The sequence below is a fragment of the Bradyrhizobium sp. BTAi1 genome (assembly GCF_000015165.1).
GTDB classification, from domain to species: domain Bacteria; phylum Pseudomonadota; class Alphaproteobacteria; order Rhizobiales; family Xanthobacteraceae; genus Bradyrhizobium; species Bradyrhizobium denitrificans.
Window position 1 is genome coordinate 1854459 of the sequence record NC_009485.1, and the last position, 21796, is coordinate 1876254.

25 protein-coding genes are annotated in these 21796 nt (G+C 66.2%); 15 read left to right on the top strand and 10 right to left on the bottom strand.

The window, feature by feature from the left end; translation table 11 throughout:
• Positions 1-20: 20 nt before the first annotated feature.
• Together BBTA_RS41775 and BBTA_RS08305 are read right to left on the bottom strand one after the other, a co-directional pair.
• The gene (locus BBTA_RS41775; RefSeq protein ID WP_041750477.1) at positions 21-233 is read right to left on the bottom strand and encodes a hypothetical protein; all 213 of its coding nucleotides are present in this window, start codon (positions 231-233) and stop codon (positions 21-23) included.
• Between the two features lie 66 nt (positions 234-299).
• On the bottom strand, positions 300-1223 hold the full coding sequence (locus tag BBTA_RS08305) for a LysR substrate-binding domain-containing protein (RefSeq protein WP_012042022.1): 924 nt from the start codon (positions 1221-1223) through the stop codon (positions 300-302).
• A 92-nt stretch (positions 1224-1315) separates the two neighbouring features.
• Between BBTA_RS08305 and BBTA_RS08310 the strand changes: the two genes are divergently transcribed.
• The 3 genes from BBTA_RS08310 to BBTA_RS08320 are packed head-to-tail and all read left to right on the top strand — an operon-like array spanning position 1316 to position 3068.
• Positions 1316-2080 carry a sulfite exporter TauE/SafE family protein gene (locus tag BBTA_RS08310; protein ID WP_012042023.1) on the top strand — a complete coding sequence of 255 codons (765 nt, stop codon included), beginning with the start codon at positions 1316-1318 and terminating at the stop codon, positions 2078-2080.
• A 7-nt stretch (positions 2081-2087) separates the two neighbouring features.
• Entirely contained in the window at positions 2088-2327 is a 240-nt protein-coding gene (locus BBTA_RS08315) for a hypothetical protein (protein ID WP_012042024.1), read from the top strand.
• A 45-nt stretch (positions 2328-2372) separates the two neighbouring features.
• Positions 2373-3068 carry a glutathione S-transferase family protein gene (locus BBTA_RS08320; protein ID WP_041750478.1) on the top strand — a complete coding sequence of 232 codons (696 nt, stop codon included), beginning with the start codon at positions 2373-2375 and terminating at the stop codon, positions 3066-3068.
• On the opposite strand, the gene BBTA_RS08325 is transcribed toward BBTA_RS08320, so the two are convergent.
• Positions 3065-3850 (bottom strand): crotonase/enoyl-CoA hydratase family protein, encoded by a 786-nt coding sequence (locus tag BBTA_RS08325; protein ID WP_012042026.1) that lies wholly within the window; start codon positions 3848-3850, stop codon positions 3065-3067. The two genes, BBTA_RS08320 and BBTA_RS08325, sit on opposite strands and share 4 nt — an antisense overlap.
• A gap of 93 nt (positions 3851-3943) precedes the next feature.
• On the opposite strand from BBTA_RS08325, the gene BBTA_RS08330 reads away from it, so the two are divergent.
• Positions 3944-4573 (top strand): TetR/AcrR family transcriptional regulator, encoded by a 630-nt coding sequence (locus BBTA_RS08330; protein ID WP_012042027.1) that lies wholly within the window; start codon positions 3944-3946, stop codon positions 4571-4573.
• A 7-nt stretch (positions 4574-4580) separates the two neighbouring features.
• On the opposite strand, the gene BBTA_RS08335 is transcribed toward BBTA_RS08330, so the two are convergent.
• Together BBTA_RS08335 and BBTA_RS08340 are read right to left on the bottom strand one after the other, a co-directional pair.
• Positions 4581-5264 (bottom strand): HAD family phosphatase, encoded by a 684-nt coding sequence (locus tag BBTA_RS08335; RefSeq protein ID WP_041750479.1) that lies wholly within the window; start codon positions 5262-5264, stop codon positions 4581-4583.
• Positions 5261-5482, bottom strand: coding sequence for a cysteine-rich CWC family protein (locus BBTA_RS08340; RefSeq protein WP_041750480.1), 222 nt, complete (start codon positions 5480-5482; stop codon positions 5261-5263). Before BBTA_RS08340 ends, BBTA_RS08335 begins: the two co-directional genes overlap by 4 nt.
• Positions 5483-5627: 145 nt before the next feature.
• On the opposite strand from BBTA_RS08340, the gene BBTA_RS08345 reads away from it, so the two are divergent.
• From BBTA_RS08345 to BBTA_RS08355, 3 genes are all read left to right on the top strand, one after another.
• On the top strand, positions 5628-7163 hold the full coding sequence (locus BBTA_RS08345) for a DUF1800 domain-containing protein (protein ID WP_012042030.1): 1536 nt from the start codon (positions 5628-5630) through the stop codon (positions 7161-7163).
• The gene (locus BBTA_RS08350) at positions 7160-8383 is read left to right on the top strand and encodes a DUF1501 domain-containing protein (protein ID WP_012042031.1); all 1224 of its coding nucleotides are present in this window, start codon (positions 7160-7162) and stop codon (positions 8381-8383) included. The genes BBTA_RS08345 and BBTA_RS08350 overlap by 4 nt, the downstream gene beginning before the upstream one ends.
• Before the next feature lie 111 nt (positions 8384-8494).
• Positions 8495-8815: an antibiotic biosynthesis monooxygenase gene (locus tag BBTA_RS08355; protein ID WP_012042032.1), complete on the top strand. Its 321-nt coding sequence runs from the start codon at positions 8495-8497 to the stop codon at positions 8813-8815.
• 172 nt (positions 8816-8987) lie between these two features.
• On the opposite strand, the gene BBTA_RS08360 is transcribed toward BBTA_RS08355, so the two are convergent.
• The 5 genes from BBTA_RS08360 to BBTA_RS08380 all read right to left on the bottom strand — a co-directional run bounded on the left by BBTA_RS08360 (position 8988) and on the right by BBTA_RS08380 (position 12302).
• Positions 8988-9449, bottom strand: coding sequence for a GNAT family N-acetyltransferase (locus BBTA_RS08360; protein WP_041750481.1), 462 nt, complete (start codon positions 9447-9449; stop codon positions 8988-8990).
• Between the two features lie 73 nt (positions 9450-9522).
• On the bottom strand, positions 9523-9708 hold the full coding sequence (locus BBTA_RS08365; protein WP_012042034.1) for a hypothetical protein: 186 nt from the start codon (positions 9706-9708) through the stop codon (positions 9523-9525).
• Between the two features lie 67 nt (positions 9709-9775).
• A complete protein-coding gene (locus BBTA_RS08370) occupies positions 9776-10021 on the bottom strand; it encodes a hypothetical protein (protein WP_012042035.1) in 246 nt (81 codons plus the stop codon).
• 207 nt (positions 10022-10228) lie between these two features.
• The gene (locus BBTA_RS08375; protein WP_012042036.1) at positions 10229-10879 is read right to left on the bottom strand and encodes a glutathione S-transferase family protein; all 651 of its coding nucleotides are present in this window, start codon (positions 10877-10879) and stop codon (positions 10229-10231) included.
• 193 nt (positions 10880-11072) lie between these two features.
• The gene (locus BBTA_RS08380; protein WP_012042037.1) at positions 11073-12302 is read right to left on the bottom strand and encodes a glycosyltransferase family 87 protein; all 1230 of its coding nucleotides are present in this window, start codon (positions 12300-12302) and stop codon (positions 11073-11075) included.
• 191 nt (positions 12303-12493) lie between these two features.
• Here BBTA_RS08380 and BBTA_RS08385 point away from each other — a divergent pair, with 191 nt between their 5' ends.
• The 8 genes from BBTA_RS08385 (at position 12494) to BBTA_RS08420 (ending at position 21775) form a co-directional block, all read left to right on the top strand.
• Complete coding sequence (locus BBTA_RS08385; RefSeq protein WP_041751331.1) at positions 12494-13696, top strand: pyridoxal phosphate-dependent aminotransferase; 1203 nt, start codon at positions 12494-12496, stop codon at positions 13694-13696.
• Between the two features lie 121 nt (positions 13697-13817).
• Positions 13818-14342 carry a DUF992 domain-containing protein gene (locus BBTA_RS08390; RefSeq protein ID WP_012042039.1) on the top strand — a complete coding sequence of 175 codons (525 nt, stop codon included), beginning with the start codon at positions 13818-13820 and terminating at the stop codon, positions 14340-14342.
• 183 nt (positions 14343-14525) lie between these two features.
• Entirely contained in the window at positions 14526-14996 is a 471-nt protein-coding gene (locus tag BBTA_RS08395) for a DUF992 domain-containing protein (RefSeq protein WP_012042040.1), read from the top strand.
• A gap of 176 nt (positions 14997-15172) precedes the next feature.
• On the top strand, positions 15173-17221 hold the full coding sequence (locus tag BBTA_RS08400) for an elongation factor G (protein WP_041750482.1): 2049 nt from the start codon (positions 15173-15175) through the stop codon (positions 17219-17221).
• 300 nt (positions 17222-17521) lie between these two features.
• Positions 17522-18547 (top strand): sensor histidine kinase, encoded by a 1026-nt coding sequence (locus tag BBTA_RS08405; protein WP_012042042.1) that lies wholly within the window; start codon positions 17522-17524, stop codon positions 18545-18547.
• Positions 18548-18676: 129 nt separating this feature from the next.
• The gene (locus BBTA_RS08410) at positions 18677-18979 is read left to right on the top strand and encodes a helix-turn-helix domain-containing protein (protein ID WP_041751332.1); all 303 of its coding nucleotides are present in this window, start codon (positions 18677-18679) and stop codon (positions 18977-18979) included.
• A gap of 92 nt (positions 18980-19071) precedes the next feature.
• Positions 19072-20835 carry a SulP family inorganic anion transporter gene (locus tag BBTA_RS08415; protein ID WP_012042044.1) on the top strand — a complete coding sequence of 588 codons (1764 nt, stop codon included), beginning with the start codon at positions 19072-19074 and terminating at the stop codon, positions 20833-20835.
• Positions 20836-20932: 97 nt separating this feature from the next.
• Positions 20933-21775, top strand: coding sequence for a shikimate dehydrogenase (locus tag BBTA_RS08420; protein ID WP_012042045.1), 843 nt, complete (start codon positions 20933-20935; stop codon positions 21773-21775).
• The last annotated feature ends 21 nt before the right edge of the window (positions 21776-21796 follow it).

Sequence of the window (21796 nt, forward strand, 5' to 3'; positions counted from 1 at the left end):
TCGGCTGCAAATCCGCCGCACTATGACCACCGCGTGCGGAACCGGTCGATATGACTCTTGGCGTCGGCCACGGCCCTATCTGCATCCGACCATGCAAAGCCGACCTCGACCGAGGGAAACGAAACACCATTAATCACCACAGGAGACATATCGACGCGGCGGATTCGTGCGTGCCACAAGCCGCGCCCTGCTTCGAAGGATTCTATGGCAAAATCTTCGTACAAGTTCGTCATTGTCCAGCCCTGGATATGATGAACGGCGATGACAGCATTAATACGTCGAACTACATGTGAACGGGTTCACACCGCTGCATCTTTTTTGCTGGCCTCCTTGCGCTGAGAATTCCGTGTCGCGGACAGTGCCGCCGCCTGCATGATCCAGCGCCGGAAGGCGGTGAAGTCGCGCTGGCCAGCTTGAAAGCTGCGATAGACGAGATACCAACGCTCGCCTTTTGGCACCGTCAGAGCAAAGGGTGCGACCAAACGTCCGGCGGCGAGATCGTCATCGATGTAGGGGCGGATGCCCATCGCGACGCCAAGCCCGTCGATAGCCGCTTGCAGCGCATGGCCGTAATACTGAAACTCCGTACCTCGTGCTGTGATGCGCGAGACTCCGGCAGCCTTCAACCAAAGTGACCAGTCCTCGGCGGCATGGGACACCCGCAGCAGGCTTGGTCCTTTGAGGTCACTCGGTCGCTTCAGGGTTGCAGCCAGCCGCGGCGTGCATACCGGCACGAGGTCGGCGGCAAACAGCGGTTCGGCGACGAGCCCCGGCCAGGCGCCATCGCCCAGTCGGATGCCGCAGCTCCAATCGTCGCCGAACGGCACGGCCGCGCCGCCGGTGGTGATGCGCACCTCGATGTCGGGCTCCTCCTCGCTGAAATCGGCGAGCCGCGGGATCAGCCATTTCATCGCGAAGGTCGGTCCGACGCCCAGCGTCAGCACGCGCATCGACGACGGCGCCATGATCTGCGCGGTCAGGCTGGACAACGCGTCGAAGATCGGGGTGAGCCCGCTCTGATAGGCGCGGCCGGCCGCGGTGAGCGCCAGCCGGTTGGCCTTGCGCTCGAACAGGACGACGCCGAGGCGCTGCTCCAGCAGGTTGACCATGCGGCTGATCGCGGCGGCCGAGACGTTGAGCTCGGTGCCCGCCGCGGCGAAGCTGCCGGTGCGGGCTGCCGCCTCGAATGCCTTGATGCCGTTCAGAAACAGAAGCCGCCGCATGCCAGCCCTCAGGAAAACTGATGGAGGGCAAGATAACTCGGTTTGTGCCGCGGCCGCCAGTGCGACATCCTCGCTTGCAGAGGAGATCAGCCATGTCGCCCGTCCTGATTGCAGCGCTCGGATTACTGATGGTGGCAACGGCCTTTCTGTCGGGTCTGTTCGGCATGGCCGGCGGGCTGATCCTGATCGGTGTTCTGCTCGCGATCCTGCCGCTGCCGGCGGCCATGGTCCTGCATGCGATCACCCAGATGGCGTCCAATGGCTGGCGCGCGGTGCTGTGGCGCCGCCATATCCGCTGGCGGCCGGTCGCGGTGTATCTGATCGGCTGCGCGCTGGCGCTCGGCCTCTGGGCGCTGGTGCGCTACGTGCCGGACAAGCCGGTGGCGCTGCTGCTGCTCGGCGTCACGCCATTCATGGCGCGGCTGTTGCCGGCCGGACTCAGGCCCGATCCGGACAGTGTCTGGCAGGGCGCGATCTATGGCACGATCTGCATGGGGCTGATGCTGATGACCGGCGTGTCCGGTCCGCTGCTCGATACCTTCTTTCTCGGCGCGCGCTTCGACCGCAGGTCGATCGTTGCGACGAAGGCCACGTGCCAGGTCGCAAGCCACCTGACCAAGCTGATCTATTTCGGCGGCATCATCGATCAGGCCGCCAGTCTCGACCCCATGCTCGCGATGATCGCGGTGATGGCCTCGATGCTCGGCACGACACTGGCGCGGCAGCTGTTGGAGTCGATGAGCGAGCAGCAGTTCAGGACCTGGGCGAACCGCATCATCACGGTCGTGGCGAGCTACTACATTCTTTATGCCGGCTGGCTGATGCTGATCGCCCAGCGATCCATCGCAGCCGAATGAGGACAGCATGAGCACGAATGTGGATCCCCTGGTGCTGGACTTCGTCGAATGGGTCGCGCGCGCGCCGCGCCGCCATGCCGAGGTGATCGAGACCTGGCGCACAAGCTGTCCCCGGCTGACAATCTGGGAGGATGCGGCCGACGCCGGCTATGTGACCCGCACGGCCATCGGCGGCGCAGGGCTGGTCGTCGCGGTCACCGCGGCGGGCGCGCAGCTGTTGCGCGACAATGGCCGCTGCATCGGCTAGAAAACGCCGTGACACGGGGAGAGGCCGGGACATGGTACCGAAGACATGGCACTGAAGCTGTTCGAACTTGTCGGCACCGATGCTGGCCGCCCATTCAGTCCGTTCTGCTGGCGCTCGCGACTGGCCCTGGCCCATAAGGGCTTGAGCGTGGAGTCGATCCCCTGGCGCTTCACCGAGAAGAGCGCGCTGGCGCCGTACGGATCGGAGAAGGTGCCGGTGATGCTCGACCGCGATCGCGCGGTGGCCGATTCCTGGATCATCGCGACCTATCTGGAGGACACCTATCCGGACCGGCCGTCGCTGTTCGGTGGCGCCGGCGGCCGCGCGATGGCGCGGTTCCTCAACGCGTGGGGCGACATCGCCATCGTCGGCGGCATTTTCCCGCTCATCATCGCCGATATTCCGAACAACCTGGCCGCCGTCGACGCCGCTTATTTCCGTCAGTCGCGCGAGGCGCGGTTCGGCAAGCGTCTCGAAGAGATCATGGCGCCGCGCGACCAGGCGGTCGTGGGGTTCCGCAAGTCGCTGGAGCCGCTGCGCCAGACGCTGAAGACGCAGCCCTTCCTCGGCGGCGACGCGCCCAATTATGCCGATTACATCGTGTTCGGCGGCTTCCAATGGGCGCGAGTGGTAAGCCCGTTCCGGCTGCTGGAGGAGACCGACAGCGTCTACGCCTGGCGCGAGCGGCTGCTCGACGCGCTCGACGGATTGGCCCGCAACTCGCCGGGCTATCCGGTCTAGAGCGACGCGCGCGGCCTTCGTTCGCGCCACGCCGCCAATCCATGCTCCAGTTCGCGACCGCCGACGAGACGCCCGAACTGCTCGCCTTCGACCTGAAGCCCCTCGCCGATGGCCATGTTGAGCCCGCGGGTCGCGGCGGTGATGACGCTCGTGACGGCCTCGGGGCCATGGCGGATGATGCGCTTTGCCAGTTCGCGCGCGGCCGGCAACATCTGGTCGTGTGGCACGACCGCGTTGACGAGGCCGATCTCCGCTGCGCGCTGCGCCGGGATCGCGTCGCCGGTCAGCAGCAGTTCCAGGCCGCGCTTGCGGCCCACCAGCCGCGGCAGCCGCTGCGTGCCGCCGAAGGTCGGAGGCATGCCGAGGCGGATTTCCGACTTGGCAAAGCTGGCGCGCGTGCTCGCGACCGCCAGATGCACGGCCTCCGTGATCTCGCAGCCGCCGCCGAAGGCGAGCCCGTTGACCGCGGCAATGATCGGCTTCGGGAAGGCCTCCAATCGCGATGTCATGGCCTGGCCGCGGCGGACGAAGTCGCGCAAGGCGACGCTGCGGCCATCGCCGACGCTCGCGGCGAATTCGTGGATGTCGGCGCCGGCCGAGAACGCCCGGTCGCCGGCGCCGGTGAGGATGATCGCCCTGACGCCGGCGTCGGTCTCGATGCGGTCGAGCATGGCCATCAGCGCGTCGATCAATCGGTAGCTGAGCGCGTTGAGGCGCTCCGGACGATTGAGGGTGAGCAGGGCGATGCGGTCGGTGATGTCGAGCAGAACGGTGTCGGTCATGGCGGCTCCTCGCGCGCTGGCAGCGAACGCCGGGAGACTAGGCGCCGTGACGCTCAACGTATATTCACTGGTCAGTATACTTAAGGTGCCGTCATGACCCGTTCCTCCGAGGCGACCCGGACGCGCATCCTCGCCGCCGCGAGCCGGCTGTTCTATGCCGAAGGCATCCGCGCCGTCAGCGTCGATGCGGTGGCGGAGAAGGCAGCGATCACCAAGAAGACGCTGTACTATCATTTCCGCAGCAAGGACGATCTGGTCGCGGCCTATCTGGCGGCGCGCGACCAGCCCAATCTGGAGCTGTTCAAGCGCTGGTTCGAGGAGACCCCGGGAGCGCTGCCCGACAAGCTGGCCGGTCTCTTCCGGCAGCTTGCGCGCGCCGCGCGGCATCCCAAATGGCGCGGCTGCGGCTTCCTGCGCACGACGGCGGAGCTGGCCAATCTGCCCGGTCATCCCGCGATCCGAATCGGCGCCGCGCACAAGAAGAAGTTCGAGGCCTGGCTGCAGGCAGTGTTCGAAGCCGAAGGGATCAGCGGCGCCGCCGAGCTCGCGCGGCAGATGCTGCTGCTGCTCGACGGATCGTTCGCGGTCGTGCTGCTGCACCGGGACGCCAGCTACATGGAGAGTGCCGGCGAGGCGGCGCGGTCGCTGGCGGCGGCGGCGCTGACGCGGCGTTCGAGATCCGGTCCGGCGCGCAAGCGGGCCGCTGCACACCGCAGCCGCTAGACGATGGTCACGTCGGCGATGCCAGCTGCAGCCGCTCTCCGAGCAGTTCGCGGACGGCGTCGAGATGCGGAAGCACCGCCACGCATGTCGCGCGGGAGCGATCAGTCGGCGGCACGATGTCCGGCACCATCAGCGTGATTGCGCCCGCGGCATGCGCCGCAGCGACGCCGGGATTGGAATCCTCGATCGCCACGCAGGCTGGCGCGCGCGTGCCGAGGCGTTGCGCGGCGAGCAGATACAGATCCGGATGCGGCTTGGCGCGACTGACATCGTCCCGGGTCAATACCGCATCGAACCGATGATCGATGCCGGCCAGGCGAAGATGCTCGGCGGCCGTGTTGCGCGACGACGAGGTCACGACCGCCTTGGGCAGGCCGGCGGCGTCGATCGCATCGAGCAGATCGATGACGCCGCGCTTCAGCGGCATGCCGGCCTGCAGGATCTCGGCGGTCTTGGCGGCAAACAGGCGGTTGACTTCGACGAGCGGAAAGTTGTCGCCGAAATGGTCGCGCAAGGTGCGCTCGTTGTCAGGCCCGGGAATTCCGATCATCGCGTGACAGAGCTCGACAACGCCGTCGTGATAGCCGAGCGCATTCAGCGCTGCGATCGATGCCTCGAGGTAGACCTGCTCGGTGTCGAGCAGTGTTCCGTCCATGTCGAGCAAAACGGCTTCGACGTGCCAGCGCGTCATGAGCGCGGCTCCGCTTCGCCCGCCAACCTGGCCAGGCAGCGCGCGCACAGGCAGTCCTTGAACCGGCTCTGTCCGCCGGCCGGCAGCGGCAGGCGCACGGTTTCCTCGAAGCACCAGCACGCGCCGCCGGGATCGCAGGTGAATTCCGCGCCACACGACTCGCAGCTCAATTGCCGCGCGGTAACCTTTGCTAAACGATTTGTCATGTTCGGAACCACGTCCCGGCAGTCCTTTTCATGTCCGGTTCATCTGCTCCGGCAAGTATAGTCCGTGACAATCTGCCGCGCTATCGCAGTCTGGATGCGGCATGAGCACGCTCCCCGCGATGATCTGCGCAAGGGGGCTCGCTGATGAGGATTTGCCATGGCGCGTGATCCACAAGGCGCTCTGATCGCCCTGAACCGCTTCGGCTTCGGCGCGCGCGGCGGCGCCTCCGGCGATCTGATGAATGCGGCGTCCGATCCGCGCGGCTTCGTCAAGGCCGAGCTGGCCCGTCCGAATGGCGCGCTCCTGGAACTGCCCGGCCTGCAGGCGACGCCTGTCCTCGCCGAGGCCGTGTTTGCCTATCAGGACGAGGTCAAGCGGGCGCGCGAAGCCGCCGCCAAGTCAGATGCGTCGCCGGAGCAGCCGGGCCAGACGCGCAACCCGCCGGCCACGGGCGCCGATCTGCCGATGGCGTCGCCATCGCCCGCCGCCCCGCAGGCGGCAAGCCTGTCGCCTCAGGCTGGCGAGGCCGCGCCGGCGATGCAGGCGGTCCAAGCCAAGCCGCAGCCGCAGCAGCCGCCCAACGTCGTCCAGAAGACCTTCCGGGCCGAGGCGCTGGCGCGGCTGCAGCGCGCGGTGCTGGCCGATTGCGGCGTGACGGAACGCCTGGTGGCGTTCTGGTCGAACCATTTCTGCATCTCGGCTGGCAAGGGCGAGCTGGCGCGGATGTGGGCGGGCGCGTTCGAGCGCGAGGCGATTCGGCCGCATGTGCTCGGGCGCTTCGCCGACATGCTCAAGGCGGTCGAGCAGCATCCGGCGATGCTGTTCTTCCTCGACAACCAGGAATCGCTCGGACCGGAGTCGCGCGCCGGGCAGAACCGCAAGCGCGGTCTGAACGAAAATCTCGCGCGCGAGATCATGGAGCTGCATACGCTCGGCGTCGGCGGCGGCTACACCCAGGAAGACGTGACATCGCTGGCGCGCATCATCACCGGCTGGAGCTTTGCCGGGCGCAACAGCCGCAACGCAGCCCCCGGCAGTTTCGTCTTCAACGCCAATGCGCATCAGCCGGGGCCGCAGACCCTGCTCGGCAAGGTCTATCCGGATGACGGCCTGGCCCAGGGCGAGGCGGCGCTCGCCGACATCGCGCGTCATCCCTCGACCGCGAAGTTCATCGCCACCAAGCTCGCGCGCCACTTTGTGGCCGACGATCCGCCGCCTGCGCTGGTGGCGCGCCTCGAAGCGGTGTTCAAGACCCACGACGGCGATCTCAGGGCGGTGACATCGGCGTTGATCGATGCCGACGAAGCCTGGTCGGCACCGCTGACCAAGATCCGCTCGCCTTATGAGTTCCTGATCGCAGGCGGCCGGCTGCTGTCGCGCGTGCCTGAAGATCCCGGCTTCTATCTCAACGCTTTGAATACGCTCGGCCAGCCCTTGTGGGCGCCGGCGGGGCCGAACGGATTTGCCGACACCAATGCGATGTGGGCGGCGCCCGAAGGCATGAAGCTGCGGCTCGACCTCTCGGCGCAGCTCGCGTCGCGTCTCGGCAACAATCTCGATCCGCGCGACATGCTGGAGCTCGTCGCGGGCGACGCCGCCTCCGCCGATACAAGACGCACGATCGAGCGCGCCGAGCAGCGCCAGCAGGCGCTGGCGCTGCTGCTGATGTCGCCGGAATTCCAGAGGAGATGACGATGGAGCAGATCAGGACGACGCTGTTGACCTCGCGCCGCCACGTGCTGCTGGCCGGCGCCTCCTTTGCGGCCTGGGCCTATCTGCCGAAATTCGCCCGCGCCGCCGATCAGCGCGATCCGCGGCTGATCGTGGTGATCCTGCGCGGCGCGCTCGACGGGCTCGCTACCGTCGCGCCGATCGGCGATCCCGATTATGCCGGGCTGCATGGCGCGATCGCGCTGACCGCCGACGGGCCGCATCCGGCGCTGCCGCTGGATGCGTTCTTCGCGCTGCATCCGTCGATGCCGGAATTTGCGCGCATGTATCGCGACCAGCAGGCCGCGGTGATCCATGCGGTCGCGACGCCCTATCGCGAGCGCTCGCATTTCGATGGCCAGGATGTGCTCGAAAGCGGCTTCGCAGGGCCCGGCCGGGTGCAGTCCGGCTGGCTCAACCGCGCCCTGGAGGCATTGCCGCGTGGCGTGCGGGTGTCGAGCGCGCTCGCGGTCGGGCCGACCGCGCCGCTGGTGCTGCGCGGTGCCGCGCCGACCGTCGGCTGGGCGCCGGTGACGTTGCCGCAAGCCGACGACGACACCGCGATGCGGCTGGTCGAGCTCTATACGCATCGTGATCCCGCGCTGGCGGCGGCGCTGTCGCAAGGGCTGAAGCTGGAGAAGGTCGCGTTCGGCGACGACATGAAGCCGAAGCCGGGCGGCAACCAGATCGCGGCGATGCGCCAGGTGGCGCGCGGCGCGGCGAAGCTGATGGCCGCGGATGATGGTCCGCGCATCGCGGCGCTGGCGTTCGACGGTTGGGACACCCATGCCAATGAAGGCGGCGCGGTCGGCCGGCTGGCGCAATTGCTGTCGGGCCTCGATGGCGCGCTCGCCGAATTCGAGAGCGGGCTGGGCGCGCGCTGGCGCGATACGGTGGTCGTCGTCGCCACCGAATTCGGGCGCACCGCGAAGATCAACGGCACCCAGGGCACCGATCACGGCACCGGCACCATCGCGCTGCTGGCCGGCGGCGCAGTCAAGGGCGGCCGGGTGATCGCCGATTGGCCGACACTCAAGACCGCGAGCCTCTATCAGGGCCGCGACCTCGCGCCGACGACGGATCTGCGCGCGGTTTTCAAGGGCATGCTCGCCGATCATCTCGGCCTCGGCGAGCGCGCGCTCGGCGAGAGCGTGTTTCCGGACAGTGCTGCCGTGAAGCCGATCAAGGGGCTGGTGGCGTAAAGCGGGACGCCCCATCCGAGCCTCTCGCAATGGCCGACGATCGCCGCAGGCGCATCGCGCGGCGAAGTCTGCTATTCCTGAACGCAGCGGCACATCATCCAGGAGATCAGCATGTTCATCGCCATGAATCGTTTTCGCGTCGCCAAGGGCTCGGAGTCTGCCTTCGAGCAGGTCTGGCTGTCGCGCGACAGCCATCTCGACAAGGTGCCCGGCTTTGTCGAGTTTCATCTGCTGAAGGGACCGGAGGCCGAGGACCACACGCTCTATGCCTCGCACACGATCTGGGCGTCGAAAGCCGCCTTCGAGGACTGGACCAAGTCGGAAGCCTTCCGTGCTGCCCATAAAGGGGCCGGGGACAACAAGCCGCTTTATCTCGGACCGCCGCAGTTCGAAGGCTTCGAGGTGCGCCAGACGGTCGGCGGAAAGAAGTAGGACGTCGCTCGGGATCGCATTCGGCTGAGGCAATCCCTCTCACCAAAAAAAATGCGGCCCCGGTCAGAGACGGCGACTGACGGGGACCGCTGAACGCGTGATCGGTGACGGGGGGTGATCAGGCGCCCCGTGAAGCGTAGGCCTGTGACGTGACCATTGCGTGACAGCGGGTCTACAAGGTCTTGCGATAGACGATGAAGCCCGAGCGCTCGGCGACCTTGTTGTAGAGCGACTGGGCTGTGGTGTTGGTCTCGTGCGTCTGCCAATACACCCGCGGAGAGCCTGCCCGCCGCGCCTCTGTGTAGACCGCTTCGATCAGCGCGCGACCGACGCCCTTGCCGCGTGCGGCTTCGCTCGTGAACAGGTCGTTGAGATAGCAGATCGGTGCGATCGTCGTGGTGGTGCGGTGAAACAGGTAATGAACGAGACCGATCAGCTTGCCGTCCTGCTCGGCCACCAGCGCATGCACCGGCTCATCAGCATCGAAGAAGCGCGCCCATGTTGTCGCGGTCACCTCAGGCGGCAACGCGGTCGGTCCCGAACGGCCATAGAAGCTGTTATAGCCGTCCCACAAAGGCAGCCAGCGATCATAGTCCTCGTGCGCGATGGCACGTATCATGGGAGAGGAATGCATCAATGAGCCGCCATCGGTTGCTATGCCAAAGGCTCTCTCGATACGTCCTGCATCGCTTGTGATCAATCCATGATCAATCAGTAAGTCCGTTCTCTGTTGGAAACTGCGTCAGTTGCGCTTGAACCGTTCCGCCGCCTTCACTGAGCGGAGAGAGCGAAAGCTCGCCCTTCCGCTCGATCAGGATCAGCAGTGACGCCGCCAGCAGGATCGCGAGTGCCAGGGTCACGGCAACGATTACGACCGTTGATTTCATCGCCATTTGGAGCGCGAGACAATCATCGCCTGTTGTCGCGAAAACTGCGAAGGGTTTTCAAAAATGTCTGCGGCTAAGTCGACATCAGGGCGCGGATGGAGAGCGTCGCGATGGTGACGATGCTTATGCCCAGCGATAGCGTGCCAGCTGCGATGCAGGCGGCGACGATGCTGGTCAGCCGCGGCGACAGAGTCAGCGTTGCATTGCCGTGAAAGCCGCCGGCGCGAAACGAGCCGTCGGGACGTTCAAGCAGGGACAGCGAGGAATGACCTCGGATCCCTGACAGACTCGGAACGGAAGCACGATGCCACCCATACATGACCTCGAATCCCTCACCCCTACATGCGCGAGCGAATCACTCGCGGAGGTAAATTCTGCAGTAATGACAGGCAGGAATGCGGCGGTGGCGGGCCAAAAGCGGCAAAACAATGGCGCTGGCGGTATTTGTTCCCACCATTCCGTGTGTTTTCTCCGCTATTCTACGGGCGGTCGGTAGTCTTACGGATCTCGCGCGATCGGTGTCCGCTCAATCGTAATCGGCGGCGATGCCGGCGGAGTCGATCATCGCCGGTTGCCAATCCATGGCGACGAAGCCCGGCGCCTGCTCGACCCGCCGCAGCCAGCTGCGGATTCTTGGAAAGGTCGACAGATCGAAGTCGCAGCGGTCGGCCACATGCGTGTAGCCGTAGAGAGCGATGTCGGCGACGGTCAGCTGCCTGGCTGCGAAGTAGTCGTTGGTCTTGAGATGATTCTCCATCACCTGCAGCGCTGCATAGCCGCGCTCCATCCAGTCCTCCAGCGCATGTGTCTGCAGGTCGCGCCCGCCCTTCACCAGCAGCAGCCAGAAATAGGCAGCCCCGATGTTGGGCTCCAGCGCGTGCTGCTCGAAGAACATCCATTGCAGCGCCTCGGCGCGCTCGATGCGCGATTCCGGCACCAGCGGCGTGCCGCCGGCGACGTACCACAGGATCGCATTGGACTCGGCGATGTAACGATCCTCTCCGACCTCGAGCAGGGGCACCTGGCCACTGGGATTCTTGGCGAGGAATTCAGGTGTGCGGCTCTCCCCGCGCAGAATGTCGATCTCGATCGCCTGATAGGGCGCGTTCAGCAACGCCAGCGCAAGGCGAACCTTGTAGCTATTGCCTGAGCGCTGCATGGAATAGAGCTTGTACATCCGGCCAATATCGAGTTCGAGGAATCGTTCAGTCGCAGAATCATGCATTCGGACGCCAGATCGTCCCGCAATGCGGCCAGACAATGATGCCGAAGGGCCGAGGCCGCAAGAGCCGGCGGATGGAAAAAGTCGAAAAGCGCTACTGCAGTGCACGCGCAGACAACAACTTTCCAACAGCGTCAAACAATCGAGATCACGCTTGTGCGATGCGCGCGTGTCCGCTGATCTCGGAGGCGCGATCAGCCTGCGCGCGGAGCAGAGTGAGGGCGAACAGCGCGATCAGCACCATGAGGCCGAGCGGCACCGTGGTCAGCCCGGCGACGCTGCGCGACAGCAGCGGCACGATCCAGGCTGCGCCGAGCGCGCTGATCTCATAGTCGCGAAAGCCGCATGCAAGGCCGTGACGAACGAAGAAGATGATCGCGACCGCCGTGACCACGAGGTCGTAGTCGAGCACATAGGGGGTTGCCAGCAGGCTTGCGCTTGCCAGCGCCGAAGCCTTGAGATCGAAGGCCGCTTCGCTCCGCCATAGCCAGGCGAGGCCGGTCGCGAGCGACAGGGCCATGATGGTCTGCACCGTATAGGCGGTCTTGACATCGGCGCCCCAATGGCGCGCGGCTGAGAACGCCGACTGGATCTTTTCCCAGCCCGTGCCGCCTTGTTCGAGCACCACGTTCTGTGTGAACGTCATGGACTGAAAGAAGGCGTGCCAGACATCGCCGCCGAGCGCAGCAAAGCTGATCACAACCAGGGCGGAGACGGTGATGCCGGCTGCCGCGATCGTCGACCAGCGTCCGCCTGCGACGAGAGCCACAGGGATGAGCATGCCGAATTGCGGCTTGTAGGCGAGAAGCCCGATCAGAATTCCGGCCACCCACGGCCTGCGTTCGATCAGCAGCAGCGCACCACCGAGCAGTGCCGCCGTGAAGAAGGCGTTCTGCCCGTGGCCGATGTTTACGAACACCGCCGGGAACGCGGCTGAAACCAGCAGCGTCTCGGGGCGCGGCAGGATCGCGCGCATGACGGCAAGGTAGGCAAGCAGGCTCGACACCACCCACAGCGCGAGCCCGCCGGCATAGGGCAGCATGGCGGTGATGGCGGCGACGGCGAAGAAGAACGGCGGATAGTGCCAGCCGAAGAACGGCACGTCCCGGCCATGGAAGACGGCCTTTTCCGTCGCGTGCTGCAGCGGCGGATCGTAGGCGTCAGCCGCCTTGCCCTGAAGGGTCAGCACGCCTGCCGCATAGACGTTGGAGAAGTCCGTGCCGATCGGCTTGCCGTGACGGTCGATCAGTCCGTCGGACAGCGCGATCCAGCCGGCGATCGTGGCCATGGTGAAGGCCAGCAGGATCCAGCTGTAGGACTTGATCCGCGCGGCCGTCAGCCAGTCGCCGGATCGCAGGGCGCACCCGATATCGGTCATCTCGGCCTGAAGAAATGGACAATCGTTCAGGCAGCCTAGCGGGGCGGCTTTAACGTTCTCTAAAGTCTTGGGAGCCATGTGCCCAAGCTTCTTGCGATGCCGCGCTGCGGGCCTTAAAAGCAGGCGTTTCCCTGACATGACCGGTCGTGGCCCGAATGGGGTGATCCACGACGCCTGCATAGGAGCTGATGATGTCCTTTCTCGCCGCTGCGCTCGACCGTGTGAAGCCGTCCGCGACCATCGCGGTCACGGATAAAGCGCGTGTCCTCAAAGCGGCGGGGCGCAATGTTATCGGCCTCGGCGCCGGCGAGCCGGATTTCGACACGCCTGATAACATCAAGGACGCCGCCATCAAGGCGATCCAGGCTGGCAAGACCAAGTACACCGCGGTCGACGGCATCCCTGAGCTGAAGGAAGCCATCATCGGCAAGTTCCAGCGCGAGAACGGGCTCACCTACAAGCCGAACCAGGTGATCGTCGGCGTCGGCGGCAAGCAGGTGCTTTATAATGCACTGATGGCGACCATCAATCCGGGCGACCAGGTGATCATCCCGGCGCCGTATTGGGTCAGCTATCCGGAGATGGTGGCGCTCGCCGGCGGCGAGCCCGTGCCGGTGGTCTGCACGGCCGCGCATGGTTTCAAGCTGCAGCCGGAGGCGCTGGAGAAGGCGATCACGCCGAAGACCAAATGGCTGATCCTGTGCTCGCCGTCGAACCCGACCGGCGCCGCCTATACCAAGGCCGAGCTGAAGGCGCTCACCGAGGTGCTGGTCAAGCATCCGCATGTCTGGATCATGACCGACGACATGTATGAGCACCTCGTCTATGACGACTTCGTCTTCACGACTCCGGCGCAGGTCGAGCCGTCGCTGTTCGACCGTACGCTGACCGTGAACGGCGTCTCCAAGGCCTATTGCATGACCGGCTGGCGCATCGGCTATGCCGGCGGCCCGGCCAACCTCATCAAGGCCATGGCGACGATCCAGTCGCAGTCGACCTCGAATCCGTGCTCGATCGCGCAATGGGCGGCCGTGGAGGCCTTGAACGGTCCGCAGGATTTCATCCCGGCGAACAACAAGGTGTTCAAGGAGCGCCGCGATCTGGCGGTGTCGATGTTGAACCAGGCGAGCGGAATCGAATGCCCGCGGCCCGAAGGCGCGTTCTATGTCTATCCGTCCTGCGCCGGCACGATCGGCAAGACCGCGCCGTCCGGCAAGGTCATCGACAATGACGAGACATTCGTCACCGAGTTGCTGGAAACCGAGGGCGTGGCCGTGGTGCACGGCTCGGCCTTCGGCCTCGGCCCGGCGTTCCGCATCTCCTACGCCACCAAGACGTCGGATCTCGAGGAGGCCTGCAAGCGCATCCAGAGGTTCTGCGGTAATCTGAGGTAATCCGGCAACAGCCGCTCTCGATTCTCCTGCAGCCAAGTTCCGCACCAAAAGGCGCCATGTTTTCAACATGGCGCCTTTCTCTTGTCGGGCGGCAAGTGTGCTGGCTTGGGGTTGGAGTGGGATGCGGCTGCTCGTGCTGTCGATCGTGTTGCTCGGGGTGCTCGCCCCGCTCGCGCAGGCCCATGCAGCCCGGCCCATGCGGGCCGGCGTGCTCGAATGCGAGGGGCGCAGGACCTCGGGCAAGCTCGTGATGTCCCAGGCTCGACTGCGCTGCGTGTTTCGCAGCGAGGGCCGCCAGCCGGAGCGCTATGTCGCCAAGGTCCGCCGCTATGGTCTTGATCTCGGGCTGACCGACGAGACCAAGATGGCGTGGGCGGTCAACGCACCCGTCAACGATTTCGGTCGCAGTGAGCTGCGCGGCCGCTATGGCGGGCTGACGGCCAACGCTGCCGCTCTGGTCGGCTTTGGCGGCAGCCTGCTGTTTCGTGATTCCGGCCGCGCGACCGCATTGCAGCCGATCAGTCTCCAGGGGCAAACCGGCATCAATCTGGCGGCGGGCGTTACCGAAGTCGAGCTCATGCCGCTGCTGCCGATGCATCCGAGCCCGAGCCGTTCATCGTCCTACTTCTCGCGCTTCTATCGCTGAGCATGCATACGGCCCGTCTGCAGCGAACCCGTCGCAACAGCGTTCGCGACAACGGCCGCGGCGCCTGAGCCTCAGTGGCAAATCTGGTGCGGCGGTACGGCTTGTGCCATAGATGTGACAGCTCGTGATCATGGTTCGGTCGACGGGTCTGCATCACACCTTCATCTCAGCCGGAGTTTCTTCATGCGCTCGACCCTCCTCGCCGGGCTCACTGCTGCGGTTCTCTGCATGGCCGGCGCCGCCCAGGCGCAAGATCGCGTACGCGTCGGCGTGCTCGAATGCCGCGGTGGCGCCAGCATCGGCTTCATCGTCGGTTCGGTCACCCATCTCGGCTGCGTGCTGCGCGCCGACGGGCTGCCGGAGGATCGCTACGTCGCGACCATCCGCAAGGTGGGCGTCGATCTCGGCATCACCCAGGAATCGCTGCTGGCCTGGGTGGTCTATGCGCCGGTGGCGCGGCTCGGGGCGGGCGATCTCTCGGGGGACTATGCAGGCGCGCAGGGATCGGCCTCGGTCGGCGTCGGGCTCGGCGGCAACGTGCTGATCGGCGGCTCGGCCAATTCGATCGCGCTGCAGCCGCTGAGCGTCCAGGGACAAGTGGGGCTGGCGGTATCAGCCGGTCTGGAAAGTCTCGAATTGCGCCCGGGACGTTGATCCTGCCTTTGCCGTGACCACCGCTCTTCCCGCTATCGTGCGGGAAGAACGGTGCGTTCTCCGCAGTGCAGCAACGTTTTTCGCGGGTCTCCTGCTTGCCAAAGCGGCAGACCAGGCAGAGCATTCGGCTTTGCCGACCCAATCAAGGGCCGAGCTCCACAACGAGGAGGCGGCGAATGGGACAAGACCTGAGAAGTCCCCGAGGTCCACGGTGCATTGCGCTGGTGGGCCCTTTCCAAAGCGGTAAAACCACCCTGTTGGAGGCGATCCTGGCACGGACGGGCGCGATTCCGCGCGCCGGCAGCGTCGATGCCGGCACATCCGTCGGCGATGCCAGCGCGGAGGCGCGTCATCACAAGATGAGCGTCGCAATGACGGCGGCGACGACCACCTTCATGGGCGACAGCTACACATTCCTCGACTGTCCCGGCTCGATCGAATTCGCGCACGACATGCGCGCGGCGCTGCCAGCGGTCGATGCCGCGATCGTGGTCTGCGAGGCGGATGAGAAGAAGCTGCCGCAATTGCAGATCATCCTGCGCGAGCTCGAGGAGCTGCGGATTCCGCGCTTCCTGTTTCTCAACAAGATCGACCGCGCCAATGCGCGCATCAGAGAGACGCTCGCAACCCTGCAGCCGGCGTCGCGCGTGCCGCTGGTGCTGCGCCAGATCCCGATCTGGAACGGCGAACTGATCGAGGGCTTCGTCGATCTCGCGCTGGAACGCGCCTTCATCTATCGCGAGCACAAGGCGTCCGAGGTGATTGCGCTCGAGGGCGGCAATCTCGACCGCGAGAAGGAGGCGCGGTTCTCGATGCTGGAGAAGCTCGCCGATCACGACGATTCGCTGATGGAGCAGCTGCTGGAGGACATCCCGCCGCCGCGTGATGCGGTGTTCGATGATCTCGCGCGCGAATTGCGCGATGGCCTGATCTGCCCGGTGCTGCTCGGCTCGGCCTTGCGCGAAAACGGGGTGCTCCGGCTGATGAAGGCGCTGCGCCACGAGGCGCCCGGCATCGCGGAGACTGCAAAGCGGCTCGGCGTGACGGAGACCAAGGAGGCGCTCGGCTACGTCTTCAAGACGCTGCATCTGCAGCACGGCGGCAAGCTGTCCCTGACGCGGGTGCTGTCCGGCCATCTCGACGACGGCGCCACGCTGCATGCCGCCTCCGGCGAGGCCGCGCGCGTCTCCGGCATCCTCGCCGCGACCGGTGCCTATGAAAGCAAGCGCGCCGCTGCGGAGGCCGGCGATACGGTCGCGCTCGGCAAGCTCGACGTGGTCAAGACTGGCGACACGATCGCGACCGGCAAGACGGCGCCGCAGGCATTGGTCAAGATCGATCCATGCCCGCCGGTGCTGGCGCTCTCGATCGCCGCCCTCGACCGCAAGGACGACGTCAAGCTCGGCCAGGCCCTGCAGCGGCTGCACGAGGAGGATCCGTCGCTGACCATGGTGCAGAACCCGCGCACCCATGACACGGTGCTGTGGGGGCAGGGCGAGATGCATCTCCGCGTCGCGCTGGAGCGGCTGCGCGACCGTTTCGGCGTCCATGTCAAATCGCAGGCGCCTGCGATCGGCTATCAGGAGACCATCCGCAAGCCGATCACCCAGCGCGGCCGGCACAAGAAGCAGTCCGGCGGCCATGGCCAGTTCGGCGACGTCGTGCTCGATATCAAGCCACTGCCGCGCGGCGAAGGTTTCCAGTTCACCGAGAAGGTGGTCGGCGGCGCGGTGCCGCGCAACTACATCCCGGCGGTGGAAGAGGGCGTGGTCGACGCCTTGGCACGGGGGCCGCTGGGCTTTCCCGTGATCGATGTGGCGGTCACGCTCACCGACGGCTCCTATCACAGCGTCGACTCGTCCGATCTTGCGTTCCGGACCGCTGCAAGGGTCGGTGTCAGCGAAGGACTGCCGCAGTGCCAGCCGGTGCTGTTGGAGCCGATCCACACCGTCGAGATCGTCTGTCCGACCGAGGCGACCGCCAGGATCAACGCGATTCTGTCGGCACGGCGCGGCCAGATCCTGTCGTTCGACACCCGCGACGGCTGGCCGGGCTGGGACTGCGTCCGCGCCATGATGCCGGAGGCGGAGATCGGCGAATTGATCGTCGAACTACGCTCGGCCACCGCCGGCGCCGGCAGCTTCACCCGACAGTTCGACCACATGGCCGAGGTGACGGGCCGCGCCGCCGACCACATCATTGCTTCGCACCGCGACGCGGCGTAGCGGCATCGCCGCAACCAAGCCTGAAGCTGGCCGAGCCTTTGCGGCTCGGCCACGGCTTGTGATGGGCAGGGCTCCGATCGGCATCGGGGCGGGCCGGAGCCGGCCGCAATGCGGCAAAATGTGCACTTCTGCACCTTCAGCGGCCGCGAGTTGGTGCTATGATGCAGGGCAGCGGAGCTGATATTCCGCCGCCATCCGCTGATGCAGGTCAGCAGCTCATCCCATGCGTGTGCGGCGGGTTCCCGGCCGGGAGGGCCCCGCGTTATCCCGCGCGGTTGTCCGTCCCCGCTCAAGTGTCCCGTGACCAAAAAGCTCCCGCACGCTCCATTCTATCTGCGCGCCGCCGACGCCACTGAAAAGCTCCGCCGGCGTGCTCTGCTCGGTTACGCGATCGCCATCGGTGCGACATTCATTGCCTTCGTGCTGCGGCTCGCTCTCGTCGATACGCTTCCGGACGGGTTTCCCTATCTGACCTTCTTCCCGGCCGTCATTCTGACGGCGTTCTTCTGCGGCTTCGGGCCGGGCGTGCTCTGCGCCGTGCTGTCCGGCCTGCTCGCCTGGTCCGTTTTCATTCCGGGCTCCGGCTATCAGACTGCGCTCGCGCTCGGCTTCTACGCGATCATCGTCGCGGTCGACATCACGCTGATCCACATCATGCATGAGGCGGCCCAGCGGCTGCGGCAGGAGCGGGCGGTTTCCGAAAGCCTTTACGACAACCAGCGTGTGCTGTTCCAGGAGTTGCAGCACCGGGTCGCCAACAACATCCAGTTCATCGCCGGGCTGCTGATGATGCAGAAGCGGCAGGCGATCGCCGATCCCAGCCGCGCGATCGGGATCCTCGACGAGGCGCAGGCGCGGCTGCAGACCATCTCCCGGATCCACCGCATGCTGCACGATCCCGGCCGGATGGACGTGGACATCGGCCCCTATCTGCAGGAGATCTGCAACGATGTCCTGGACTCGAGCGGTGCGCGCGAGGTGACCTGCGTGGTCGATTTCGTGCCGGCGAAACTCGATCTGACACGCCTGACGGCGTTGTCGCTGCTGGTTGTGGAGTTGGTCACCAATGCGTTGAAACACGCCTTTGGCCCGGGACAAGCGGGGACCATCCGGGTCAACATGCGGCCGCTCGATGCCACGCATTACGCCTTGACGATCTCGGACGACGGCCAGGGCATGTCGGCGGATGCCGATCCCGGCGCGGGCGACAGCCTCGGCTGGCGGATCTGTCAGGGCTTGGCGGCCCAGCTCAACGGCAGGTTGACCTACAGCAGCGATGGCGGGACGACGGTCCGGCTCGAATTCCCCCGATGGGGTCCGACCTGAGCCGGCGTGACGGCACGGCAGCCGCGGGCGATCCCCGGCCCGGCGCTTGCTTTTGGATCGATGTGATGTATTTTACATCATTGTCTTTGTCTCATGCATCAATTATGGTGTGTGCTACGTGAGGCCATCGTGATCACGTCGTTCCAGATGCGAGCAGCCCGGGCGCTGCTCGGGATAGATCAGAAAACCTTGGCCGAGCTGGCCGGCGTGTCGCTGCCGACGATCCAGCGGATGGAAGCCTCCACAGGCAACGTCCGCGGCGTGGTGGACTCGCTGACCAAGGTCGTCGATGCGCTCAATCGTGCGGGCGTGGATCTGATCGGCGAGCATGCCCGCAGCGAGGATGGCGGGCGTGGTGTTCGCCTGAAGGACCCGGGATCGCCCCGCCGCTTGGGCCGTCAAACTGACATTGCGCGCGATAGCGCGGGTTGAGGCCTGTCGCGCGGCACGGGGGTCTGAAGCTCCGTGTGAGACGCATCGTCGGTGGTCGTCCGCCCCGATGGCGCGACGGGAGCGTGATGGGCATGAGCATCGCAAGCGAGCATAATGCGCGGGGATCGGTCGGACGTCATCAGCCGACCTTCGCGGAGCTGTATTCACCGAAACTTTTGACGGTCCTGCGCGAAGGCTATGGCCTGGCCGATCTGCGCGCCGATGCGCTGGCGGGCTTGACGGTCGCGATCGTCGCTTTGCCGCTGTCGATGGCCATCGCCATCGCCTCCGGTGTTTCGCCCGGCCGTGGCCTCTACACGGCCGTCGTCGGCGGCTTCCTGATCTCGCTGCTCGGCGGCAGCCGCTTCCAGATCGGCGGCCCGGCCGGCGCCTTCATCGTGCTGGTCGCCGCGACCGTCGACCGCCAGGGCCTCGACGGCCTGCTGGTCGCCACCATGATGTCCGGGGTGATGCTGGTGATCGCCGGCTATTTGCGGCTCGGCACCTACATCAAGTTCATTCCCTATCCGGTCACGGTCGGCTTCACCGCGGGCATCGCGGTCATCATCTTCGCCAGCCAGCTGAAGGATCTGTTCGGCATCACGCTGCCCGGCAAGGAGCCGGGCGAGCTGATCCCCAAGCTGGTCGCGCTCGCGCATGGCGCGCCGACCGCGAACATCCCGGCGGTTGCGCTCGCCGTGATGTCCATCGTCATCATCGTCTGGCTGAAGCAACTGCGGCCGACCTGGCCCGGCATCCTCATCGCGGTCGTCATTGCCGCCATCATCACCTTTGCGCTGCAGCTGCCCGTGGAGACCATCGGCACGCGCTTCGGCGGCATTCCGCGCGAGCTGCCGGCGCCGGCGCTGCCGGCATTTTCGCTGGCCAAGGTCCAGGCGGTGTTTCCCGATGCGATCGCCTTCACGCTGCTCGGGGCGATCGAGTCGCTGCTGTCGGCCGTCGTCGCCGACGGCATGACCGGCCGGCGCCATCGCTCCAATTGCGAGCTGGTGGCGCAGGGCTTCGCCAATATCGGATCGGCGCTGTTCGGCGGCATCTGCGTCACCGGCACCATCGCGCGCACCGCGACCAATGTCCGCGCCGGCGCGCGTGGGCCCGTTTCGGGCATGCTGCATTCGCTGTTCCTGCTGGTGTTCATGCTGATCGCCGCCCCCTTGGCGAGCTACATCCCGCTGTCGGCGCTCGCCGCCGTGCTGGTCGTGGTGGCCTGGAACATGGCCGAGAAGCACGAATTCCTGACCCTGATCCGCTCGTCCTGGGGCGATGCCACGGTGCTGCTCGCCACCTTCGGGCTGACGATCTTTCGCGACCTCACCGAAGGCATCCTGGTCGGCTTCGCGCTCGGCGCCGTGCTGTTCATCAACCGCATGGCGCAGATGACCGGGGTCGAGGACGGCACGCCGCTGGTCGCGCAGGACCGCGCCGATTTCGAGGATGGCGCGCGTGTGCCGTATGATGCCAAGCTCAGCGCCGACAAGGATGTGCTGGTCTATCGCATCACCGGCGCGTTCTTCTTCGGCGCCGCCTCGACGGTCGGCACCGTGCTCGATTCCATCGCCGACCGGCGCAAGGCCTTCGTGGTCGATTTCGCCGCGGTGCCGTTCCTCGATTCGACGGCGGCCAATGCCATGAGCCGCGTCGCCGCCAAAGCCAAGCGCCAGGGCATCCGGCTGTTCATCACCGGGGCCTCGCCGACGGTGCGCCGGGCCTTGCTGACCCACGGCGTGCGGCCGCCGCTGGTGCGCTACCGCGAGACCATCGAGCGCGCCGTGGCCGACATCAAGGGCCGGGAGACGGCGGGCGAGGAGATCGCCGACGGGCTGGCGGCGAGCTGACCGACGCGGTCTCGGGCAATTGTCACCAGCGCCACTTGGCCGGCGGGCTGGGCCGGCGAGCATTGACTCCGGCCGGAGCTTGTCCGATGTCAGCGCCATGACCCTCGCTGCCAAACCCCGCGCCGCGTGCCTGATCGGGTGGCCTGCCGCGCATTCGCGCTCGCCGCTGATCCATCATCATTGGCTGCACAAGCTCGGCATCGCCGGCGGCTACACGATCGAGGCCGTGCCGCCGGAAGAGCTGGCTGACTTCGTGACGCATCTCCACGGCCGCGGCTTTGTCGGCGCCAATGTCACGATTCCGCACAAGGAGCGGGTGCTGGAGCTGACCAAGCCGGACTCCCGTGCCCGCGCGGTCGGCGCGGCCAACACGCTGTGGTACGAGCACGGGATCTTGCGTGCGACCAACACCGATGTCGAAGGCTTCGTCGGCAATCTCGATGCCGCGGCGCCTGGCTGGGACCGCACCGATGTGGCGCTGGTGCTCGGCTCGGGCGGCTCCGCCCGGGCCGTCGTGTTCGGCCTGCTCGAGCGCGGCATCGGCCGTGTTCACGTCATCAATCGCACCGCCGCGCGCGCGCAGGCGCTGGCCGATCAGTTCGGCCCCCGCGTCGTCGCCGGCGGCTGGGAGCAGGTCAGCGCGCTGCTGCCGCAGGCCGGGCTGCTCGTCAACACGACCTCGCTCGGGATGCATGGCCAGCCGCCGCTGGCGATCGAGATCGGTCGGTTGCCGGAGCAGGCCGTCGTGGTCGACATCGTCTATGTGCCGTTGGAGACGCAGTTGCTCGTGGCTGCCCGCGCGCGCGGACTGCGCACGGCGGACGGCCTCGGCATGCTGCTGCATCAGGCCGTGCGCGGCTTTGAATTGTGGTTCGGCGAGCGTCCCCAGGTGACGCCTGAGCTGCGCGCACTCGTCGAGGCCGATCTCCGCAACAGATAGCGGTCTCCCGGCTGTCGAGAT

What these genes read in the sequence shown, in the direction of transcription:
- BBTA_RS08335 (WP_041750479.1), bottom strand. Translation starts at nt 5,264, where the DNA reads ATGACGCGCTGGCACGTCGAAGCCGTTTTGCTCGACATGGACGGAACA.
- BBTA_RS08330 (WP_012042027.1), top strand. Translation starts at nt 3,944, where the DNA reads ATGACCCGTTCCTCCGAGGCGACCCGGACGCGCATCCTCGCCGCCGCG.
- BBTA_RS08380 (WP_012042037.1), bottom strand. Translation starts at nt 12,302, where the DNA reads ATGACCGATATCGGGTGCGCCCTGCGATCCGGCGACTGGCTGACGGCC.
- BBTA_RS08345 (WP_012042030.1), top strand. Translation starts at nt 5,628, where the DNA reads ATGGCGCGTGATCCACAAGGCGCTCTGATCGCCCTGAACCGCTTCGGC.
- BBTA_RS08385 (WP_041751331.1), top strand. Translation starts at nt 12,494, where the DNA reads ATGTCCTTTCTCGCCGCTGCGCTCGACCGTGTGAAGCCGTCCGCGACC.
- BBTA_RS08320 (WP_041750478.1), top strand. Translation starts at nt 2,373, where the DNA reads ATGGCACTGAAGCTGTTCGAACTTGTCGGCACCGATGCTGGCCGCCCA.
- BBTA_RS08325 (WP_012042026.1), bottom strand. Translation starts at nt 3,850, where the DNA reads ATGACCGACACCGTTCTGCTCGACATCACCGACCGCATCGCCCTGCTC.
- BBTA_RS08305 (WP_012042022.1), bottom strand. Translation starts at nt 1,223, where the DNA reads ATGCGGCGGCTTCTGTTTCTGAACGGCATCAAGGCATTCGAGGCGGCA.
- BBTA_RS08420 (WP_012042045.1), top strand. Translation starts at nt 20,933, where the DNA reads ATGACCCTCGCTGCCAAACCCCGCGCCGCGTGCCTGATCGGGTGGCCT.
- BBTA_RS08395 (WP_012042040.1), top strand. Translation starts at nt 14,526, where the DNA reads ATGCGCTCGACCCTCCTCGCCGGGCTCACTGCTGCGGTTCTCTGCATG.
- BBTA_RS08360 (WP_041750481.1), bottom strand. Translation starts at nt 9,449, where the DNA reads ATGCATTCCTCTCCCATGATACGTGCCATCGCGCACGAGGACTATGAT.
- BBTA_RS08365 (WP_012042034.1), bottom strand. Translation starts at nt 9,708, where the DNA reads ATGGCGATGAAATCAACGGTCGTAATCGTTGCCGTGACCCTGGCACTC.
- BBTA_RS08400 (WP_041750482.1), top strand. Translation starts at nt 15,173, where the DNA reads ATGGGACAAGACCTGAGAAGTCCCCGAGGTCCACGGTGCATTGCGCTG.
- BBTA_RS08375 (WP_012042036.1), bottom strand. Translation starts at nt 10,879, where the DNA reads ATGTACAAGCTCTATTCCATGCAGCGCTCAGGCAATAGCTACAAGGTT.
- BBTA_RS08370 (WP_012042035.1), bottom strand. Translation starts at nt 10,021, where the DNA reads ATGTATGGGTGGCATCGTGCTTCCGTTCCGAGTCTGTCAGGGATCCGA.
- BBTA_RS08310 (WP_012042023.1), top strand. Translation starts at nt 1,316, where the DNA reads ATGTCGCCCGTCCTGATTGCAGCGCTCGGATTACTGATGGTGGCAACG.
- BBTA_RS08390 (WP_012042039.1), top strand. Translation starts at nt 13,818, where the DNA reads ATGCGGCTGCTCGTGCTGTCGATCGTGTTGCTCGGGGTGCTCGCCCCG.
- BBTA_RS41775 (WP_041750477.1), bottom strand. Translation starts at nt 233, where the DNA reads ATGACGAACTTGTACGAAGATTTTGCCATAGAATCCTTCGAAGCAGGG.
- BBTA_RS08415 (WP_012042044.1), top strand. Translation starts at nt 19,072, where the DNA reads ATGAGCATCGCAAGCGAGCATAATGCGCGGGGATCGGTCGGACGTCAT.
- BBTA_RS08315 (WP_012042024.1), top strand. Translation starts at nt 2,088, where the DNA reads ATGAGCACGAATGTGGATCCCCTGGTGCTGGACTTCGTCGAATGGGTC.
- BBTA_RS08350 (WP_012042031.1), top strand. Translation starts at nt 7,160, where the DNA reads ATGACGATGGAGCAGATCAGGACGACGCTGTTGACCTCGCGCCGCCAC.
- BBTA_RS08355 (WP_012042032.1), top strand. Translation starts at nt 8,495, where the DNA reads ATGTTCATCGCCATGAATCGTTTTCGCGTCGCCAAGGGCTCGGAGTCT.